This window comes from Filimonas zeae (assembly GCF_014641615.1).
Lineage (GTDB): Bacteria > Bacteroidota > Bacteroidia > Chitinophagales > Chitinophagaceae > Filimonas > Filimonas zeae.
In genome coordinates, this window is the sequence record NZ_BMIB01000004.1 from 490171 (window position 1) to 509699 (window position 19529).

General features: G+C 45.8%; 10 protein-coding genes. 3 read left to right on the forward strand and 7 right to left on the reverse strand.

Features of this window, described 5'->3' with window-relative positions:
• Positions 1–4 precede the first annotated feature (4 nt).
• From IEY13_RS20565 to IEY13_RS20580, 4 genes are all read right to left on the reverse strand, one after another.
• Positions 5–1996: a retaining alpha-galactosidase gene (locus tag IEY13_RS20565; RefSeq protein WP_188955743.1), complete on the reverse strand. Its 1992-nt coding sequence runs from the start codon at positions 1994–1996 to the stop codon at positions 5–7.
• 48 nt (positions 1997–2044) lie between these two features.
• Positions 2045–3559: a RagB/SusD family nutrient uptake outer membrane protein gene (locus IEY13_RS20570; protein WP_188955745.1), complete on the reverse strand. Its 1515-nt coding sequence runs from the start codon at positions 3557–3559 to the stop codon at positions 2045–2047.
• A 10-nt stretch (positions 3560–3569) separates the two neighbouring features.
• Complete coding sequence (locus IEY13_RS20575) at positions 3570–7034, reverse strand: SusC/RagA family TonB-linked outer membrane protein (protein ID WP_188955747.1); 3465 nt, start codon at positions 7032–7034, stop codon at positions 3570–3572.
• A gap of 131 nt (positions 7035–7165) precedes the next feature.
• Positions 7166–8371, reverse strand: a complete 1206-nt coding sequence (locus IEY13_RS20580) for a FecR family protein (RefSeq protein WP_188955749.1) — start codon at positions 8369–8371, stop codon at positions 7166–7168.
• 172 nt (positions 8372–8543) lie between these two features.
• On the opposite strand from IEY13_RS20580, the gene IEY13_RS20585 reads away from it, so the two are divergent.
• Positions 8544–9134 (forward strand): RNA polymerase sigma factor, encoded by a 591-nt coding sequence (locus IEY13_RS20585; RefSeq protein WP_188955751.1) that lies wholly within the window; start codon positions 8544–8546, stop codon positions 9132–9134.
• Positions 9135–9143: 9 nt separating this feature from the next.
• Here IEY13_RS20585 and IEY13_RS20590 read toward each other — a convergent pair whose 3' ends face one another.
• Genes IEY13_RS20590 through IEY13_RS20600 form a run of 3 tightly spaced genes read right to left on the reverse strand, consistent with a single transcriptional unit; the run spans position 9144 to position 12192 of the window.
• Entirely contained in the window at positions 9144–9845 is a 702-nt protein-coding gene (locus tag IEY13_RS20590) for an SGNH/GDSL hydrolase family protein (RefSeq protein ID WP_188955753.1), read from the reverse strand.
• Positions 9846–9851: 6 nt separating this feature from the next.
• Positions 9852–11375, reverse strand: a complete 1524-nt coding sequence (locus IEY13_RS20595) for a glycoside hydrolase family 28 protein (RefSeq protein WP_188955755.1) — start codon at positions 11373–11375, stop codon at positions 9852–9854.
• A 10-nt stretch (positions 11376–11385) separates the two neighbouring features.
• A complete protein-coding gene (locus tag IEY13_RS20600; RefSeq protein WP_188955757.1) occupies positions 11386–12192 on the reverse strand; it encodes a rhamnogalacturonan acetylesterase in 807 nt (268 codons plus the stop codon).
• Positions 12193–12384: 192 nt separating this feature from the next.
• On the opposite strand from IEY13_RS20600, the gene IEY13_RS20605 reads away from it, so the two are divergent.
• Together IEY13_RS20605 and IEY13_RS20610 are read left to right on the forward strand one after the other, a co-directional pair.
• Complete coding sequence (locus IEY13_RS20605; RefSeq protein ID WP_188955759.1) at positions 12385–14919, forward strand: TonB-dependent receptor; 2535 nt, start codon at positions 12385–12387, stop codon at positions 14917–14919.
• Between the two features lie 5 nt (positions 14920–14924).
• Positions 14925–19442, forward strand: a complete 4518-nt coding sequence (locus IEY13_RS20610; RefSeq protein WP_188955761.1) for a TonB-dependent receptor plug domain-containing protein — start codon at positions 14925–14927, stop codon at positions 19440–19442.
• Positions 19443–19529 lie beyond the last annotated feature (87 nt).

The window sequence follows — 19529 nt, forward strand, 5'->3', positions numbered from 1 at the left end:
AATATTACTGTTGGGTAAATGTGGCCACCCAACCACCACCAGGTGCCAGATGTATCTGGTACTGCGTTGCGGGCGTAACCATCGTTTCTTCTTTCTTATAATCCGCAGCCATACGATCTGCGTTCACACCATCACTAAACACCCGCGCCCGGTAGTTACCTGGCTGCAGAAAAGAAAGAGAGATGGTCATATCCTGCGGCTCCCAACTACCCAGTGCGCCAACATACCAGGTATCCCCTTTTCTTCTGGCAATAGCTGCATAAGCCCCTGCTTTACCTGCCACTGCTACCGTTTCATCAAATACGGTAGGTACGCCAGCAATAAACGCTGTGCAATCCCGCTCTTTCTCATAGCTGGCAGGGTTATCAGACAGCATATTCAATGGCGCTTCAAATACCACATACATCGCCATCTGATGGCAGCGTGTACCCTGGCTCATAGGTGTGGATATGGAGGAATAAAAATCCTTACGGGTGCTGTTACGCATGGCCCCCGGTGTATAATCCATAGCACCAGCCACCATACGGATAAAAGGTATAGAAACGGCATGTTGAGGAAAATCTACTTTGGTAGGAAACTTAGCCATTTCCAAACCATATACGCCTTCATAATTCAACACATTGGGATAGGTACGCATAAGACCTGTGGGTTTGCAGGCGCCATGAAAATCCAGCAACAGATGATGTTGCGCCGCTTTTTGGGCAGCGCGGTAATAAAACCTCATCATCTTCTGGTCATCACGGTTTATAAAATCTATTTTAAAACCCTTTATGCCCATTCCGGCATATCTGGCAAATGCTTCATCCATCACGGCATTGGTGGGATACATGCCACCCCAAAGCCATACGCCTACATTTTTCTGCTTACCGTAATCTATAATAGCCTGCAAATTTATCTGAGGTACTATTTTCATAATATCCCCTTTCTCCGCCCATCCTTCATCCAGCATAATATACTCCAGGTGGTGGGCGGCTGCAAAGTCTATATAGTACTTATAAGTTTCTGTATTAATACCCGCGCGAAAATTTACCTGAGAAATATTCCAGTCGTTCCACCAGTCCCAGGCTACTTTACCAGGTTTTATCCAGGATATATCACTGATTCTGGAAGGCGCCGCCAGTTTAAATACCATATCGCTGTTCAGCAATTCTTTGTCCTCCCTGCTGCATACAATTACCCGCCAGGGAAAAGAACGTGTGCCTGCTGTTCGGGCAATATAATCTGCCTGGCTAACAATGCGGGCCTGCGTCATATTATACCCGCCTTGTTTTTCCGATAATGGATAAGGTGGAAACTCCGTTGTAAGTGCAGTTCCCGCTTGTTGCTTACGCAGGTACATACCAGGATATTCTTCTACGTCGGCTTCGGTAATTACGGCTTTTGCCCCATCCCGCAAAGCAATCATCATAGGCAGGTAAATCAGCGAATCAGTAGAAACGGCAGACAAAGGAATATGGCTATAAGGCGTTTCGTAAGAATGTTCGTACTGGTTGCTGCGGGAGGATATAACAAATGGCGTATAGGTTTGAAAATCGGCCGCAAAATCAAATGCGGCTGTTTCAGACATAACCACCAGCGAATCTTTCCGCTTTGTAAAAAACCGGTAAGCAACACCCTCATTGTAAGCCCTGCATATAATACCATAATTGCCTTTCAGGGTTAGTATCAGTTGCCTGCAATCATCTGCCACCTGCGCCTTCTTATAAAAGGGTGAAGGGATATGCTGATTGATGCGCTCTTCCCTGGCACTTACCACCACCGGCTGTTTGCCCAAACGCTCCCCGGTTTGCAACAGCATGCTTATTTCACCTTGTTTTATCAGCTGCTGACCATGAAAGGTTACAGACCATTGCAGCGACTGGCCCACATAAAAAACTGCGGATGTTTTGCCGTCTGGTGAGGTTAACTGGTATTGCTTAACCCGTTGGGCATGTACATTAACAACCAGGCACACCAGCACAGCCAACAGGCAAACCAACCCGCGTTGAAAACACATTATAGATTGTATCAGGTAAAACATGATTACTGTAATAAAATGAAAAACTTAATAACCCTGGTTTTGTGTGTACAGCCCCGGCCTTACATCCAGTTGCGATTGCGGTACCGGATATAACACAAACTCTTTTACCACAGGCTCTATCTGTTTTAAATCGTCATCCGTTTTAATCCAGTTGTTCATGGTAGTAACAAGGGTGCCGCTTCGCTGTAAATCAAACCAACGGCTGCCCTCACCCACCAGCTCGCGCCTCCGCTCCTGATACAACTGCTCCAGTGTTACTCCTGAAACAGGGGCAATTTTAGCACGGGTGCGTACCAGGTTTACAATAGAATCTACCTCTTCCTGTGTACCACCGGCAGCCCCCTGCAGTATGCACTCTGCTTTCAGCATCAGCACATCGGTATAACGGATGGCCATAAAGTTGATACCCCAGTCTCTTATGTTCACCGGTACTTTGGTACTATCCATATACTTTCTCAGGTAAGGTCTGTTACCGGGTATACCTAAAGCAGTATAGTACAGTAAGAAGTTAGTTTTGGCCCTTACATCCACAGCGGTGTCATATGTTCTGTATAAATCAAAAGAGGTTGGTCTTCCTGCTCCACCCAACTGTGCAGGCTTTTGCAATACAGTAGTAAAGTAAGAATCGGGTACAGTTAGCGATACAAACGAGGCACCCAGTACAGGATTCAAACCAGACACATGCATTACATCAAACACCGCCTCCTTATTTACATTCGGGTTTTGATTGGCATAAGAAAAAATGCTGGCATAGTTGGTATTAAAAGTATATACCTTACTGTTAATCACTTCATTAATCAGCCTCAACGCCTCCGTCCACTCATTAGATGCCAGGCCCGGGCCTTCTATAGAATAAGTAGCGCCTGAACGCGCCATGTATACCATGGCCAGCAGACTGCCTGCCGCGTATCTGGTAGCCCTGCCTACATCTGCTCCGGTATAAGAAGCCGGTAATACTTCCATAGCATATTTCAGATCTTCAATAATCTGCGCATACACCTCTGCTACCGGTGTACGCGGAATAGTTACCGCTTCTCCAGGCAACACCGTTTTTACCACCAATGGCACCTTGCCAAAATAACGTACCAGATCAAAGTAATAAAAGGCACGTAAAAATCTCACCTCTGCTCCCAGCCTGTTACGCAATACTTCGGACGATATTATATTTCCCTTTAATTCCAGTTGCTCCAGAAAATAGTTGGCGCGGAAAATGGCATTGTAATCATCATTCCAGGCAGCTTCTACATACACATTACTTACTGCGTTTCTGCGGAATGAGTTAATGGCATCATAAGGCTGTGTACCCAGTACAGAAGCAGCGTATAGATTATCAGACCGCGTTTCAGAAAGGTTCATCAAACGGTCAGGATAAGCACGGAGACCATTGTATACAGCCGCTACGCCCTGCAAAAAATCTTCCTGGTTTAAGTAAAAAATCTTTGTGGTACCTGAGGAAGGTGGAACAACATCCAGACTTCTTTTGCAGGAAGAAAAAAGCACCACCAGCATACAACCTGTTATAGCAATTATTTTATTCATGGCAATTCAATTAAAATGAAAGATTTACACCTACAATCAAAGATTTGGCAAGCGGCAGTCCACCATAGTCGCCAGACTGTGGATAGTTGCCGTTACCGCTCAGGTCTGTATTGGCCGATTCAGGATTGGCCCCACCGTAGTATTTATCTTTCCCAAAAAAGTTTTCCAGCGATACAAACATGCGTGCGCTGCCCACACCGGCTTTCTTCAACAGGGTTTTCAGGTCGTACCCCAGTGTAATAGCTCTTACGCGCAGGTAGTCTGACGAATACAGCCAGTCTGTATTTACAATACTGCCGAAAGTGGAATAGGCTTTATCCCTTACGCCACTGCCCGGGTTTTCAGGCGAGCGCCAGCGATCTCTGTAATCACCCAGTTGGTTGTAGATGTAACCAAAACCTGTTTGAGATACCGCGCGCCCCAGTATAGAGTAAATAGAACCACCTACCTGCCCCTGTACCAGTACACGTAAATCAAAGCCTTTATAATTAAGCGTATTGGTAACGCCCCAGGTATAATCCGGGTTAGGATGTCCTACCACCTGGCGGTCACCGGCATCTATAATACCATTCCGGTCATAATCTTCATATCTGGCGTCGCCTACAGTTTGCGCCCCGTATCGTGCCACCTTGGCATTAATATCATCCTGTGTAAGTGTACCTATTCTTTTAATTACATAAATACTGTTAATAGATTCTCCCACTTTCAATACTGTGTTGGCCACTGTAGTATAAAGGGATGGTACCAGTATTTGCGTTTGCCCGCTACCTAACGCCACCACCTTATTAGAATTGTGTGCCAGCTGCACATTGGTAGTCCACTGCAGCTGTTTGATTACAATATTTTTAGTACTCAACTGTATCTCCCACCCTTTGTTACGTACCTGGCCTACGTTATCCAATGCAATCTGAAAGCCGGTTACTTCCGGTACTGCCACATTCATCAGCATGTTTCTGGTAAGTCTGTTGTAATAATCAAACGAAGCGGTAATACGGCCCTTAAACAAGCCAACATCCAAACCTATATCGGTAGTAGCCGATTTTTCCCATTTAAGATTAGGGTTGGGTAATCTGTTAGGCGCCTGGCCAATAGCCGGTGCCTGGGTAGAGCCGAAAACATATCCGTACGAAGCGGTGGTAGCAGTAGCACTGAAATCGCCAATGTTATTGTTACCCGTAACACCATAACTTATCCGCAGCTTCAGATCGCTTATTTTGTCAATGCTTCTGATAAACGGTTCTTCGCTCATTTTCCAGGCTACAGAAGCTGCCGGAAACACACCCCACCTTGTATTCTCCCCAAAACGGGATGAACCATCTGTACGTATGCTTCCGCTAAACAGATATTTGCTCCTGAAAGCATATTGTACCCGGCTGAAGTAAGACAACAATATGTTTTGGCTGGCAGATGTACGGCCCTGAATACCCGCCGCATAGTTCAGTGTTTTTACATAAGCGTTTGTATAACCACCCACCGAGTTCATGGCAGAGTTGTCGGAAGTGAAATTATTATACGATTGGCCCAGCAATACATTCAGGTTATGCCCACCAGTAAGGTTGCGGGTATAATTCAACGTATTCTCATTTACAAAAGCCTGATAATTGTTGGTCTGGTAACCACCGGAAGTATTAACAGTAGTTTGCGAATTGCGCACATTCAGCAGGTTAGAAACGGTATAGGGAACGTAGCGTGTATAATTGCTGTTTGAAAAATCTACGTTTACAGACGTTTTAAAGTTCAGCCCTTTGATAATGGTGTAAATACCATATACAGAAGCTACTGTTCTGAAACGTTTGGTTTCACCAACCTGGTTCAATGCTTTCTGCACCGGGCTGTTAAACTGTACCGCCCAGTTGTAGGGGTTATTGCCGTAGGTGTTCGTATACAACCCGGCAGAATCTTCCACTATGGGCGTCATATTCAGCGCCTGATGAAAAATTACATCCTTACCCTCCACACCCGGGTCTCTTAACAACGAATAGCTGGGTGAAAGATTGATACCTAATTTCAGTTTCTGATTAAAGTTGGCTTCTACATTGGCACGTGCCGAATACAGATTATTGCTGGTACCTATTACTATACCTTCCTGTCTGATATTGTTTACAGAAAAAAAGTAGTTCACATTACTGCTGCCCCCACTTGCCGATACCTGATAGTTTTGTTGCAGTCCCTTACGAAAAATTTCATCCTGCCAGTCTACATACCGCAACCCCGGATGCCCCGGTTGCGCCCAGCGCGGATCGGGTATATAAGAAATGTTGTTGGCACCAATGATAGAAATACGCTTATCCCGGTCGTCCTGCGCAGTGGCACCGCGCGAACCGTAAGCAGATACATAGGCGGCATTAATCATCTCTGTTGCCCGGTCTGCCCATTCCTCACCGTTCAGCATATCCACTTTCCGGTTAGCCTCATTATAACCTGCTGAGCCAGACACCTGTATCCGGGCCTTGCCTACCTTTCCCTTTTTAGTGGTAATCAGTACCACACCATTAGAACCTCTGGAGCCGTAGATAGCAGCCGCAGCAGCATCTTTCAACACTTCTATTGATTCAATATCATCGGGGTTAATATTGTCCAGTGCATTACCTCCGGAAAATCCACCCGTACCATCCTGCACAGACTGCCCCAGCGGAAAACCATCCAATACATATAAAGGCTCAGTATTGGCAGAGATGGAGCCTGAGCCCCTTACCTGTATGCTGAATGCTTTACCCGGCAAACCGGTTGTTTGTTTTACGTTTACCCCCGCAATCTGCCCCACCAATGCCTGGTCTACACGGCTTATAGCCCTGTCGGTTATAGCTTCAGAGTTGAGAGAAGCAATAGCATAAGAAACATTCGATTTCTTTTGCGATCCATAACCAATCACAATTACACTATCCAGGCTGGTACTGTTTGTTTTCAATACAATGTTCAGCACCTTGCTACCGGTAACCGGCACTTCCTGTGTTTCATATCCCACATAAATTACTACCAGGGTTTTACTATTGTCCGGTGCGTTAATGGTAAACGCACCTATATTATTGGTGGTGGTGGCTACGTTGGTACCCTTTACCATTACCGTAGCGCCGGTAACAGGGTTGCCTTTATCATCCAATACCACGCCTTTCACCGGCTGGGCAGCGGGTGCTGCCGCAGATACTGTTTTCTTATTTAAGATTACGGTCTTATCCGCTTTGTTAACTACATAATTAAATCCGTTGGCAGTGAAGTTTTCTGCCAGTACCGTTTCCAGCGGGGCATTGGTATAAGCCACATCTACCTTTGGTGCATCGTTTAGTAAATCTGAATTGTAAATAAAATGGTACCCCGTATTCTCGTGCAGGGATACAATAAACTCCTTTAATGATTTCTGTCTGGCTTTAATAGTCACAGTTTGCGCAGTAGCTGCCACACTCAGCAGCCAGCAGGCAAGTGATAAAGCCAGCACGCGGCAAAAAGCACCATGACAAGTGAATCGTTTTGTAACCATGAGGCGTTAGTTTGAAAATTTGAACTTTTGTTTGCTTGATGGCCCCGACAGTTATTCCCTCACGGCAAGGGAATACCGCTCATGCTGTAGCAGACAGCATGAAAAGCCGGATGATGAATATGGGTTGAGAATTATAGCACTATTACTTTTCCCGGCTGTAGCTTAAAATGAATCATGTTGGTTTGTTCCAGGCTTTTAAGCAGTCCTGCCAATCCTTTATCCATTGGGAAAGTGGCCCAGAATCGCTTATCTCTGTTACTGGTTTTAAATTCAACCGTTACATTATAGGCTCTGGCCACCTTTTTCATAATATCTTCTATGCGCTCGTCTTTAAAATAAAAAATGCCTTCTTTCCAGGCCAGAATGGCACTCAGGTCTGCCTGTTGCGTATGTAAGCCGGTGGTGGCAATATCATTTACCGCCATTTGTCCTGGTTTCATATCAGCCACCGCATTGCCTTTGCGTACCCTTACACGTCCTTCAGCCAGGGTAGTAACTATCCGGCTGTCACCTGCATAGGCTTCCACGTTAAAATGGGTACCTAATACTTCAACTACCTGATTGCCGGTTATTACTTTAAAAGGCTGGCCTGCACGTGGGGCTACTTCAAAATAAGCTTCCCCGTTCAGTTCAATCACACGCTCCTTTCCATTAAAGGCAACGGGATATTGTAAAGTAGTGTGCGCATTCAGCCATACCTTACTACCATCGGGTAATACTATCTGGTAACGCTTGCCTCGGGGTACCGAAAGTGTATTATAAGCTACCGCAGCTGCTGCATCTGTGGCTGGCTGCTTTCCTGCATCATATTGCAGCACACCATTTGCCGCTTTGGTTACCAGTGCCCCCTGCTGCTGCCCTACTACCCCGGCACCTGCCTTTTCAATATCTATGGTAGCACCGCCTGAAAGCGTAAGTAATACCTGGCCACTATCTGCCGCCGGTTGCTGTTTTACCGCTACGGCTAATGGTTGCGCCTTTTGTTGCTGCTTTTTTCCCGTTTCAAAAAATACGGTTGCAGTCAGTACCAGCACCACCGCCGCAGCTGCCGCAGAAATATAAGCAAAGCGGCTTCGCCTCTTCCGGTGCGCATCATCCTGCCCAAACCGCTCTGTAAGCTTTTCCAGGGCAAGCTGTGTATCAAAAGAGCGCATCAGTTCCACATCCTCCCTCCGCTGCTGTTCATCCTGTAAACGATTTAGCATAGCCTGATTATCAGGGTCTTCCATTAACCACTGGTTCAAAAGAATTTCCTCTTCTGCCAATAAGCTGTTGTTCAGTTTCTTTCTGATCAGTCCGGTGATCAGTTCATATTTTCCGAGGTCCCCGTTAGGCATGCTTTTTCAGTTGTAGGCAAACGCAATACTATTAAAACAGAACAAATGCCCTGTTCCTCTAAAGGGAACTTCTTTTTTTGAAAATATTTTTTCTGTGCGATTTTACCGGACAGCACAGGAAGGTGAATTGATGAATTGTATTAATTTGCACCCAACGATTATCTTGTCCAATATGCTTATATCACCCCTTGAACACGAAGCGGAAAACCTGATACTCAGGTTTAGAAACGGAGACGAACAGGCGTTCAATCAATTATTCACTACCCTCTACTCCCCGCTTTGCTTTTTTGCCAGCCGCCTTATACAAAACAATTTTGCAGCAGAAGAAATATGCCAGGATGTATTTTTTACGGTGTGGAAAAAAAGAGAATCCTTTACTGAATTCAAATCGCTAAAAGCATTTATATACATCAGCGCACGCAACGCCTGCATGAATTACCTGGATAAAGAAAACAGAAAGGCGAAGAAAATGAAACAGGTGGCTGTGGAAGAGATGGACCAGCCCCATATCCGTGAAATGATTTATGCCGAAGTACTGAATGAAATACGTGGCGAAATAGACCGCCTGCCAGAGCAGTGCGCCAAAGTAATAAAAATGCTGTATGAGGAAGATATGAAACCACAACATGTGGCAGAGCAATTGAACATTACCGTAAGCACTGTTTATAACCAGAAACTGCGCGGTATCTCCTTATTGAAAAAACGGTTACCAGCCGCTTCTATCGACCTGATAACCGTTTTCCTGCTATTCAGAGAGTTCTGATAAAGTACCTTACTTTTTATGCTCCTTTCTCCATTGCTTTAAATATTCAGCAATATAGCCAGCCTGCCGCTGCACTACCCGTGGTATATAATGCACATGATCTGCAAAACGATCATCTCCCTGCGTTAGTGTAAAACTATACAGATCAATTGCCGGAATCTGATACTTACCACATACATCATCTGCAATGGCATTGTACACATTCACATCTCTGCTAAACCTGCTAAAAGCCTTGCTTTTGGCAGCATGTACAGAATCTATTACTTCTGTAGTACGTACCCATATAACAGGTATTTTTTTACCAGCCAGCAATGCATAAATGGCATTCAGGTTGCTCCGGTATTCTGCGGTATCCACAGCAATTTTTCCGTTAGTGGGGTTTCGCTTTATATCATGCAGGCCACAATTCAGCAACAGCAAATCCGGTTTAAACGCCTCATCCTTTTCGCGGGTACGCAGGTAGCTCAGCACCATTCTGGAATCGCCCCCATTGGCATCTGCAGGCACATCCAGATTGCGCATGGCTGCCTCCTGCGATCCCTTTCTTTGTACCTGCACAGCGGCACCCAGCTGTTTTTCCAGGTAACTGCCGTATTGTAACGAAATACTATCCCCCAGTATAAACAAAGTAAATTGCCGCTTCATATACCACGAACAGAAGCATAGCATACAGGCCATAGCCGTTATCAGGTATAAGTTTCTTTTCAGCATATACGCTTAATATTTAATGGTAACATCCGTGTTATTTATCTGCTTTATACGGCTGGCATCCCTTTCCCGGCATTCTACTACTACATCTTTAGAGCGGGCTATCAGCAGCATCTCCGGCGCCTGCCCGCTTACAGCACTGTATTTTAATCCGGACACCTCCAGCGCTTCCACATCATCGCACACAATAGCCGGTCTTACATCATTACCTGTTAGCTTTACGTGTATATTATTGAACTGTATGTTTTTTACATGACGTACATAAAAGCCGGTAGCCGGCAGCTTTCGCTGAAACATTCTGCAGCCGGGGTAGCCGTTTGAATTTTCAGGCACCGCAAGCGATGTATCTTTAGCGGCACCACTACCTGCATGCTCCATAAATATATCGCGGAAGCTAATATCTTTTACATAATTGCCAGGAAAGCCGGTAATGGCACTGGCAATAGGGCCGGCGTTTTTAATGGCAATCTGGCTGAAATGTACTCCTTCTACTACCCCAATATTATCCTTAGCGCTTGTTCTCAGGCGATTGCCAAGCTTAATAAAAATCGGGTTCTCCAGGCTGTCTATGCTAATGTTCTGAATATTTACATCTTTCAGCAACCCACCATCTGTACTGGCCAGGTCAATGCCTGTTAAGCCTCCTTTCTGTTTAAACACATGCATCATATTGGTAGCCAGTGAAGGGCGGATAACGCTGTTTGAAAACTGTACCGATTGAAAACCACCCGCCGAACCGGTGCCCATTTTAAAAGCACTGGCATGAGAACTTAAGATGCAATTGGTTACCACCGCGTTACGCACGCCTCTTCTGCCTTCCGATTTAAAACACAAAGCGTCATCATCCGCGTCAATAACGCAATCAGAAACAATTACGTTATGACAATCATCAATATCCAATCCGTCGTTATTGGCATTTACATGATTAAACACGGTAATACCCTTAATACGCAGAAAGTCGCAGGCTATATACCGCTGCATCCACATAGGGCTGTTCTTTAACGTAACCCCTTCAATGTTCACGTTTTTACAGCCTACTATCAGCAGTACAAAAGGCCGTTTTACATTTACGTTGGTCATATGCTCCCGCCAGTAGAATACCGTATCCCCTCCGCTTCCGTCAATAGTGCCTTCCCCCTTAATAGCAATATTCTCCACATCACCCGCATACACCAATGAATAACTCCACTGCGGCGAAACGCTTAAAAAAGGATAACTGATTGTTTTTGCCGGATAGGCATCTGCTTTAGCAACGCCTTTTAATACGGCGTTTTTATTCAGCTGAAGCGTAACATTACTTTTAAGGCTGATGGTGCCGGTAATAAATACACCTGCTGGCACTACTACGGTTCCACCTTTCAGGGCCGCCTTATCTATAGCCTGTTGAATACTGTTGGTATTTACTGTGTTGGAATCGCCTTTAGCACCAAAATCTGTAATTACATAATCCTGTGCTACTGCCCATGAGGATACTAAAAAAGCCACCCCACAAACAATACCCTTTCTTAAACTCCATTTTTTTGAAGCAATCATTTCGTTTCTTTTACTGGTTGATAATATATTCCGACAGCGCACATCCGCACCATTGCTTTATTGCTGTTGCTACCAGGCGGGCATGGTTACGTGCACCCGCCTCAGTGGTATGCACATTATCTGCCACAAACCAGGTGTCCGTTGTTTTTGCTTTCCCGGCAGCATCATAAGTATCTGCCGCCAGTGCATTCAAATCAATAAACAACACCTGATGGCGCTTTGCTACCGTTGCCGCCCATTTGCCGTAATCGTTACTGTTACGCTTTATTTTATCGCCCACCCATCTGTTTTTAGGAATAGCGGAGCATATAATAGGGATAGCACCTTTGTGTTTGGCATCTATAATAAACTGTTCCAGATACCAGCCAAAGGAGTGTACTGTTTCCTGCAGGTGCAAAAACGGGTTAAACACCTCAACCGTATCTTCTCCAATGCCCTTAATGCTCCCCCTGCAACGGGTAGAATCTACTACCGGGCTTTCATCGTTATGCCCAAACTGCATAATTACATAATCACCTTTCTGCAACGTAGCCAATACCCCCTGCCACATACCATTCGCCTTCATTTTTGCATCGTGCACCCCTTGTGTATAATAAGTACGGCTGCTGGTGCCGGCAATGGCTCTGTTTTGAACAGCTACCTGTACCGTATCCAGGTATTCATATAACACACCACCCCAGCCCTGAATATTTCCGGATGCGGATCCGGTGGCTACCGTAGAATCACCTATCAGATAAACGGTGGGCTTCTGTTTTACAAACCCCAACAAACAACAACAGGTTAACAGCAATACATTGCTTACTGGTTTTTTAAGCATTATCCTATCAAATTTCTGTACCGGCACACATCGGTGCATTATTATTAAAACAGAATTATCGTTGTTTTCTCTATAAGCAGCTAAAAAACACTTCAGCGCTTTCCGTAGAGGAAACGCACCTGATATTTTTTTTAGAAATATTATGTAATTACTTCCGGCACCGCATCCTGCTACCATACCAAAGCCTGAGTTTTGAAAATATTGCTTCTACTATTGCTATGCCTGCCGCTGTTACCACGGTCGCAGTACGTTAAGCCCATCCGTTCGGCCCTGTATGAGGAAAAGGTGAAAAGAGTACCGGTATCAGTTACAGCACTGGATTCTATCAGTAACCAGCGTAACAAGGTGTTCCGCCTGAAGCCCTATTTCAGGTATTACTCCCAGATAAAATCTCTAACGGCCGGAAAAGATTCCTTCCTTTCCATTAACTATGCCAGCAGCCCCGTGCTCAACTTTTCGGGCACCTACTCCGCCGGGGTAGAATGGAAACTGCGTAACCGTATTCCGGAATTACAGTCCGGTTATGTACAGGGCCGGTCGCTTAACGGCTTACCCGCCTGGCAGGGTCCGGAAACGAATGAAGTATTCAGCTATGGGCCGGATATACAAACACTGGAGTTTGACGGCAGCCCTTACCCTTACGATAACAATGGAAAACTGGTAGCGAAGGGTAACGGTAACGGACACCCGGCAACAGCCTACAACAATGCATTGCTCAGAACAGCTTCCGGCTTTTTGCAGCAGTTGAATATTAAGGGGGAAATAGTGAATGAAAGCAAAAAATGGGCATTCGGCTTGTCTCTGGCACAAGGCAGGGAGCAAACGCTTATTAAAAGCAACAATGCTTCCACTTCCTCTGCAAGTATCAATATCCAGCGCTATCTGAGCCATTTTACGCTCTCGGGCAACTATCACTATTCAAAAAGCCGCCATACCAACAGTAACTGGAATGGCTTTCTCAACCAGATTTATCAGCAGGCATTGTTAACACCCGTATCGTTCAGTAATGCACAGGGCACCCGCCTGGGCAGCGGACAACGCAGCTACAGCAACCTGGCCAACAATCCGGAGTACCTGCTGGAAGACAATGATAACGGTTATAACTACCAGCAACAAACAGCAGGTTTTACAGCCAGGTACTTCCTTAACAACTGGCAGGTAGAACTGGCCCCCTCCCTACTTACTACCAGCCAGCAAGACAATGCTACCTATAAAGCCGGCAGCGTTTTATGGCCCGATGGTATGTTTACACACCGTAACAAAAGCACACAGAACTTTACCCACCAAACCCTTGTTCAGATACCCATCAACTACTCATCTTACAAATGGCGGCAGCAAATACAGTTAAAGCATTTGTATACACACGAACGCACCAGTATTCAGTTTATGCCCGACAGCCTGTTTTACCGCAATACAAGGCCCGCAAACGAACTGATGTTTCACCTTACCACAGAATGGAATACCTACGCGGTAAAAATGAAGCTGGTAGCAGGCAACAGAGCCTATACATCTGGCACAGTAAGCAAAAACGCATACTGGCTGCCATCTTTACAATACACCCTTACGCTTAACGCAAGCCCTGTACAGGCAAGCCTTAACACAAGCTATGTGCGCTTTAACAGCGAAGTGCCGCTTAACCAGTCTATAGCGGGCTATAACCTGTTGCAATACACCACACAGCAGGCACTTGCCTACCGGCCGGTGCTGGAAATAAGCAGCTTTAATAATGTAGCCGCTATTGAAAATACAGAGTGGAATACGGGGTTAACCCTCAGCCGCAAACAGCTGGTTTTTACAGCCGGTTATTATATAAGGTACACCCGTAACGATGTGTATCCCGTATTCAGCAACGGTGCCTTTCAGCTGCAAAACATAGCGGATGTACGTAAACACGGGTTTGACCTATCGCTTAGTTATAACCCGTTTACCCAAAAAGAGGTACGCTTCTCCGGCACCGTTAGCTTTTTCAGCTACCGCAATATAGTTACCCGCGTACAGGCACCGTACAACCTTTCGCCACTGGGTGGTTTTAGCAATGTACATACCGCACTGGCAGAAGGGCAACCATTTGGGGTAATTGTGGGTAACGACTACCAGCGGGATGCCGCCAACCGCGTTGTTATAGGCAATGATGGTTTTCCTGTAGCCAGCCCTGCCATGAAAATACTGGGCAACCCGAATCCCGATTTTGTACTAAAAACATCGCTGCTGCTAACCTGGAAGCCGCTAACCCTTAGTACAGACGTGGAATGGAAAAAAGGGGGTGATATATGGAATGGTACACAGGCTGTACTTGACTACTATGGCAGATCGGCCGCTACCGCCCGGCTTCGCAATACTACCGGCTACCTGTTTGACGGGGTTTTACAAAACGGCACCAAAAACACCACCCGCGTTGCATTTTACAATACGGCTATGCCCTTTGCCAACAACAGATGGGTGCGTTACGGCCACAGCGGGGTAACCTCTGATTACATACAACCGGCCGGCTACCTGCGCATCAATAATATTAAACTGGCCTTTCAGCCACAGCTATTTAAAACCGGCACACGCATCAGGGCGCCGTTTATACTATCTGTGTTTATACGTAACATATTACTATGGTCGCCCTATAAAACCGGCGATCCCTCTCAAACCCTGTTTGAACATTCCAATACCACCGGACTGGACTTTTTTAGTCTTCCCGCTTACCGTACCTACGGTTGCAACCTCACCTTTCAATTCTGATTTGCATGAAAAAGCCCTATATCATTTACCTCCTGTTATTGGTACTGCCCTGCCTGAATGCGGTTATTGCCCATGCCCAGCTGGCGCAATACAATGCCTATAAAGAAAAAATATACATACAAACCGATCACGTTATTTATGCACCCGGCAATGAGCTCTATTTTAAAATTTACCTGGTAGAAGCTGCCACACAACTGCCCTCTGTTGTAAGCAACATAGTATATGCTGATATCATCAGCCCCTCTGGCAACATACTCAAAACCCTGCGCTTGCAGGCAGACAAAGGCAACGCTGCGGGCTCTTACTTTTTTTCATCAGAAATGCCCGGCGGCATTTACCGGATACGGGCCTATACCCAGTGGATGAAAAATGAGAAAGACCATACCTGGTTTACCAAAGAAATTACCCTGCAAAAAGTAATCTCGCCCAGGGTACTGATGAAGCTGGATTTTCCTAAAAAAGGATATGGACCCGGAGATACCGTTACTGGCAGCTATGCCATCCGTAATCTGAATAACCAGCCCATTAAACAGTTTCCGGCAAAGTATGCCGTTACTGTTACAGGAAACACAATAACCACCGGCAAATTTGTTACAGATACCTCGGGCAAAGCACAACTACAGTTTACCCTGCCAGACACCTTACATACCACAGACGGATTGTTAAACATTACAGTGGTATACGATTCCTATACAGAATCCATCTCCCGCAGCATTCCTATATCACTGCATAAGATAGACTTGCAGCTGCTACCCGAAGGCGGCACTTTCATCAGCGGCTACCCTGCACGCATTGCCTTTATTGCGGTTAATGAGTATGGAAAACCCACCGATGTAAAAGGTGTGGTAAAAGACAGCAAAGGCAATACATGCACACAGCTGGAAAGCTATCACGATGGTATGGGCGCTTTTTCTTTTACTGCCGGTGCAGATGAACAATACCATGTGGAATTAACAGAGCCTTCAGGTATACATCAGCACTTTGCCTTACCACAGGCCCGCAGAGAAGGCGTAATGATGCACCTGACCGTGCAGGATAGTGTTGTACGTATACAGCTTACCGCTTCTGCCCCCCAACAGGTTATGCTTTCTGCAGGCAGCAAAAACAAAACTGTTTTTACCCGCACGTGTAACCTGCAACCAGGCGAACAATGGGTTAACATACCAGCCAGTATTTTTCAGCCTGGCATTACACGTTTTACCATCAGCACCTTACAGGGCCTGCCCTTTGCAGAACGTATAGCTTTTCTGCATCCAAACAAACTGCTTAACGTTTATATTACTACCAACAAACAGGAATACAGTCCCAGAGAAAAAGTAACGCTGTATGTAACCACGCTGGATGAAAACAATACGCCCATCGCCTCTGATTTTTCTTTATCGGTGGTGGATGATAAACTGTGGTCACTGGCCGATGACAAGCAAGACCATATTATCTCCTGGTTAATGATGAGCAGCGAGTTAAAAGGAAAAATAGAAGAGCCTGCTTTTTACTTTAAGAAAGATGAGCCTAAAAGCATACCGGCTTTAGACTTTGTGATGCTCACCCATGGTTACCGGTATTTTGATTATTTTGATTCTGTTATGGCGCACGGCAGCACTATGTGGTTGCCGGAGTATGGGCATGTAGTCAGCGGCACCATTACCGATACCTGTGGCAGGCCGGTTGCCGCCACGGTATATCTGGTTAATCAGGAATACAATAGTTACCGGAGCAAGATAACTGAACAGCAAACAGGCAACAATGGTATCTTCTTTTTTACCGGCTTACCTTATTCCCGCAGCAACCTGTATCTGATAGCCAAAAGCAGGAATAAAAAAGAACCCATTAAAATAATGTTAGAGCAACAGCATTTTGCCAATAGTTCAGGATACACCCGCTTACTGGAGAGCAGACTTAAAAACGAGTTGCCTGTGCGCGCCGATAACCAGGAAAATAAAACCAGCCCCCGCCCTGTTATAGCATCGGACAAACAGCCACCGCAGATAGAAGCTTTGCCCACAAACAGCAATGCTTTACATGATGTGGTAGTAGTAGGTTATGGCGTTAACACTAACAGGCATGTATTGGGCAGCGTAACCAGCATTTCAGCAAGAGAGTTTGATATTTCCAGCCCACTCTCCACATCGCTGTCAGGGAGAGTATCCGGCATAGTTGTTCAGAATAATACTACAGTAAACCCATCGCCCCAGCTTACCATTCGCGGAATGGCTTCTGTAACAGGTAATAATGAGCCATTATGGGTAGTAGATGGCGTTCCGCTGGAAAAGCCGCTGCAAAATTTCAATATCGCTTCTATTACCAATGTAACAGTTATAAAAGAAGCGGCAGCTACGGCAATATATGGCTACAGAGCCATGAACGGCGTAGTGCTGGTTACCACATTAAATGGTTTTGGCTACCACCGTAATCACATACGGCTAAGCCGCAAACAATACAATTACACCACAGCCTCTGTTTCGCCGCAGCAATCTTTTGACGAAACACGTCAGTTTTACGTCCCCTACTATAGCTCTACCCAAACCCAACTGAAAACTGATTTTCGCGAAACCATTTACTGGAACCCGATAGTACAAACAGACAGCTGTGGCGAAGCTGTGGTTACCTTTTACAACTCAGATGCCACTACCACCTTCAGGGCAATAGCTGAAGGCATAGGCAGCAACGGCCGCGCCGGGCGTGCAGAAGCAACTTACACAGCCAAACCGCCGGTAAGCATAGACGCTAAAATACCGCCTTACCTAAGCACGGGCGATACTGCTTATATTCCATTGAACATAAAAAACAACCGGAAAGATACTTTTCTGGCCACGGTTCAGATAATACTTCCGGCAGCTTTACAAACCGGCTGGTTTGATAAACGTGTATACCTGTTACCAGACAGTTCTACACAGATATTAATTCCGCTTACTGCCACCCGTGCTATCAAAAGCCGTATTGATATTACTGTAAACAACTACAGAGATACCTCTACCCTGGAACTTCCGGTTACAGCACTGGAAAAAGGCTATCCGGTAAGCACCGTTATTTCCGGCAAAAGCAATGTTCAAAAAACATTCCGCATCAACACACCTGCACCAGGCTCACTGCACGCACGTCTGTTTCTGTTTCAGAATCTGGAAAGCCAGTTGCTGGATGGGCTGGAATCTATGCTGGCAGAACCGCATGGCTGCTTTGAACAAACTTCCTCTGCCACTTACCCCAACCTGTATATACTAAAATACCTGAAAGCAACAGGCAAGGCAAGCCCCGGACTGGAAGCCCGCGCATTAAAATATCTCCGCCAGGGCTACGAAAAGCTCATCAGCTACGAAACGCGTGAAAATGGCTTTGAATGGTTTGGCAATACGCCCGCTTCAGAAACCTTAACTGCTTACGGCTTAATGGAATTTACCGATATGCAGGAGTACGTGGAAGTAGATAAAAAAATGCTGGCCCGTACCAAAGCCTTTTTAATGGGCCGCAGAAACCGCAAAGGCGGGTTTACCATTAAACACAATCAGTTCCACTCCGTACCGGAAGATGTTTCCAGCCTGTACATAGTATACGCCCTTACACAGGCAGGTATAGGCAACGAAATACAACCGGAATACCAGGCCGCCGCAGCCACTGCACTGGCAAGTAACGATACCTACCAGACAGCCATGATGGCGCTGGCGGCAAGCAGCATGAAGGATACTGCCACTTATAACAAACTGATGAACGTGCTTCCGGACACCTGGGTTAAGCCTCATTCCAGCTTTGTGTATTCCAGAGGCACATCTTCCAGAGTAGAAGCTGCTGCCTTATATGCACTGGCACTGGCCAGGGCTCCCCAACCCAACCTTACCGCTATGTCGCAACAGATGGAAATATTACTGGCCGGTAAAAATTACTTTGGCTACGGCTCTACGCAGGCAACGGTACTGGCACTGAAAGCCATTATGGCATATACTATGGAATTGAACAAATCAGCCACGCAATCAACAGTAACCTTTCAGCTAAACAACCACACTATTCAGCCAGACACTGCACTGGACTCGCTGGTGAAGAATGGCGACAACCAGCTGTTTGTGCAATACAGTAAAGAACAGGATGCACTGCCTTATAACCTTAAAGTAAACTATTTCTCTCTGCAGCCGCCTAACAGCCCTTCGGCAGAAATACGCATGAAAACACAACTCCAATCGCGCCGTGCCCGTGTAGGAGAAACCGTACGTCTGGACATAAGTGTAACCAACACAAAGGATATTTACCAGCCTATGACCATAGCTAAAGTAGGCATACCTGCCGGCCTTACTCTACAACCCTGGCAGTTAAAAGAACTGACAGAACGGAAACAGGTGGCGTATTATGAAATATTTGACAACTATCTGGTGCTGTACTGGATGGGTTTTGCAGATTACGAAACAAAGAAAATAAGTCTGGATTTAAAAGCAGAGATACCAGGTAACTATACAGGAAGAGCCGGCAATACTTATCTCTATTATACACCTGAATTTCAATACTGGAATGAAGGATTAAGATGTACCATTCTACCCTAAACCCTATAGCCCTTACCCGAGCAATTAAAAGCCCCTGTTTCCTTTGGAAATAAGGGGCTGCATCGGGGGTTAGATGAGCATTCTTTA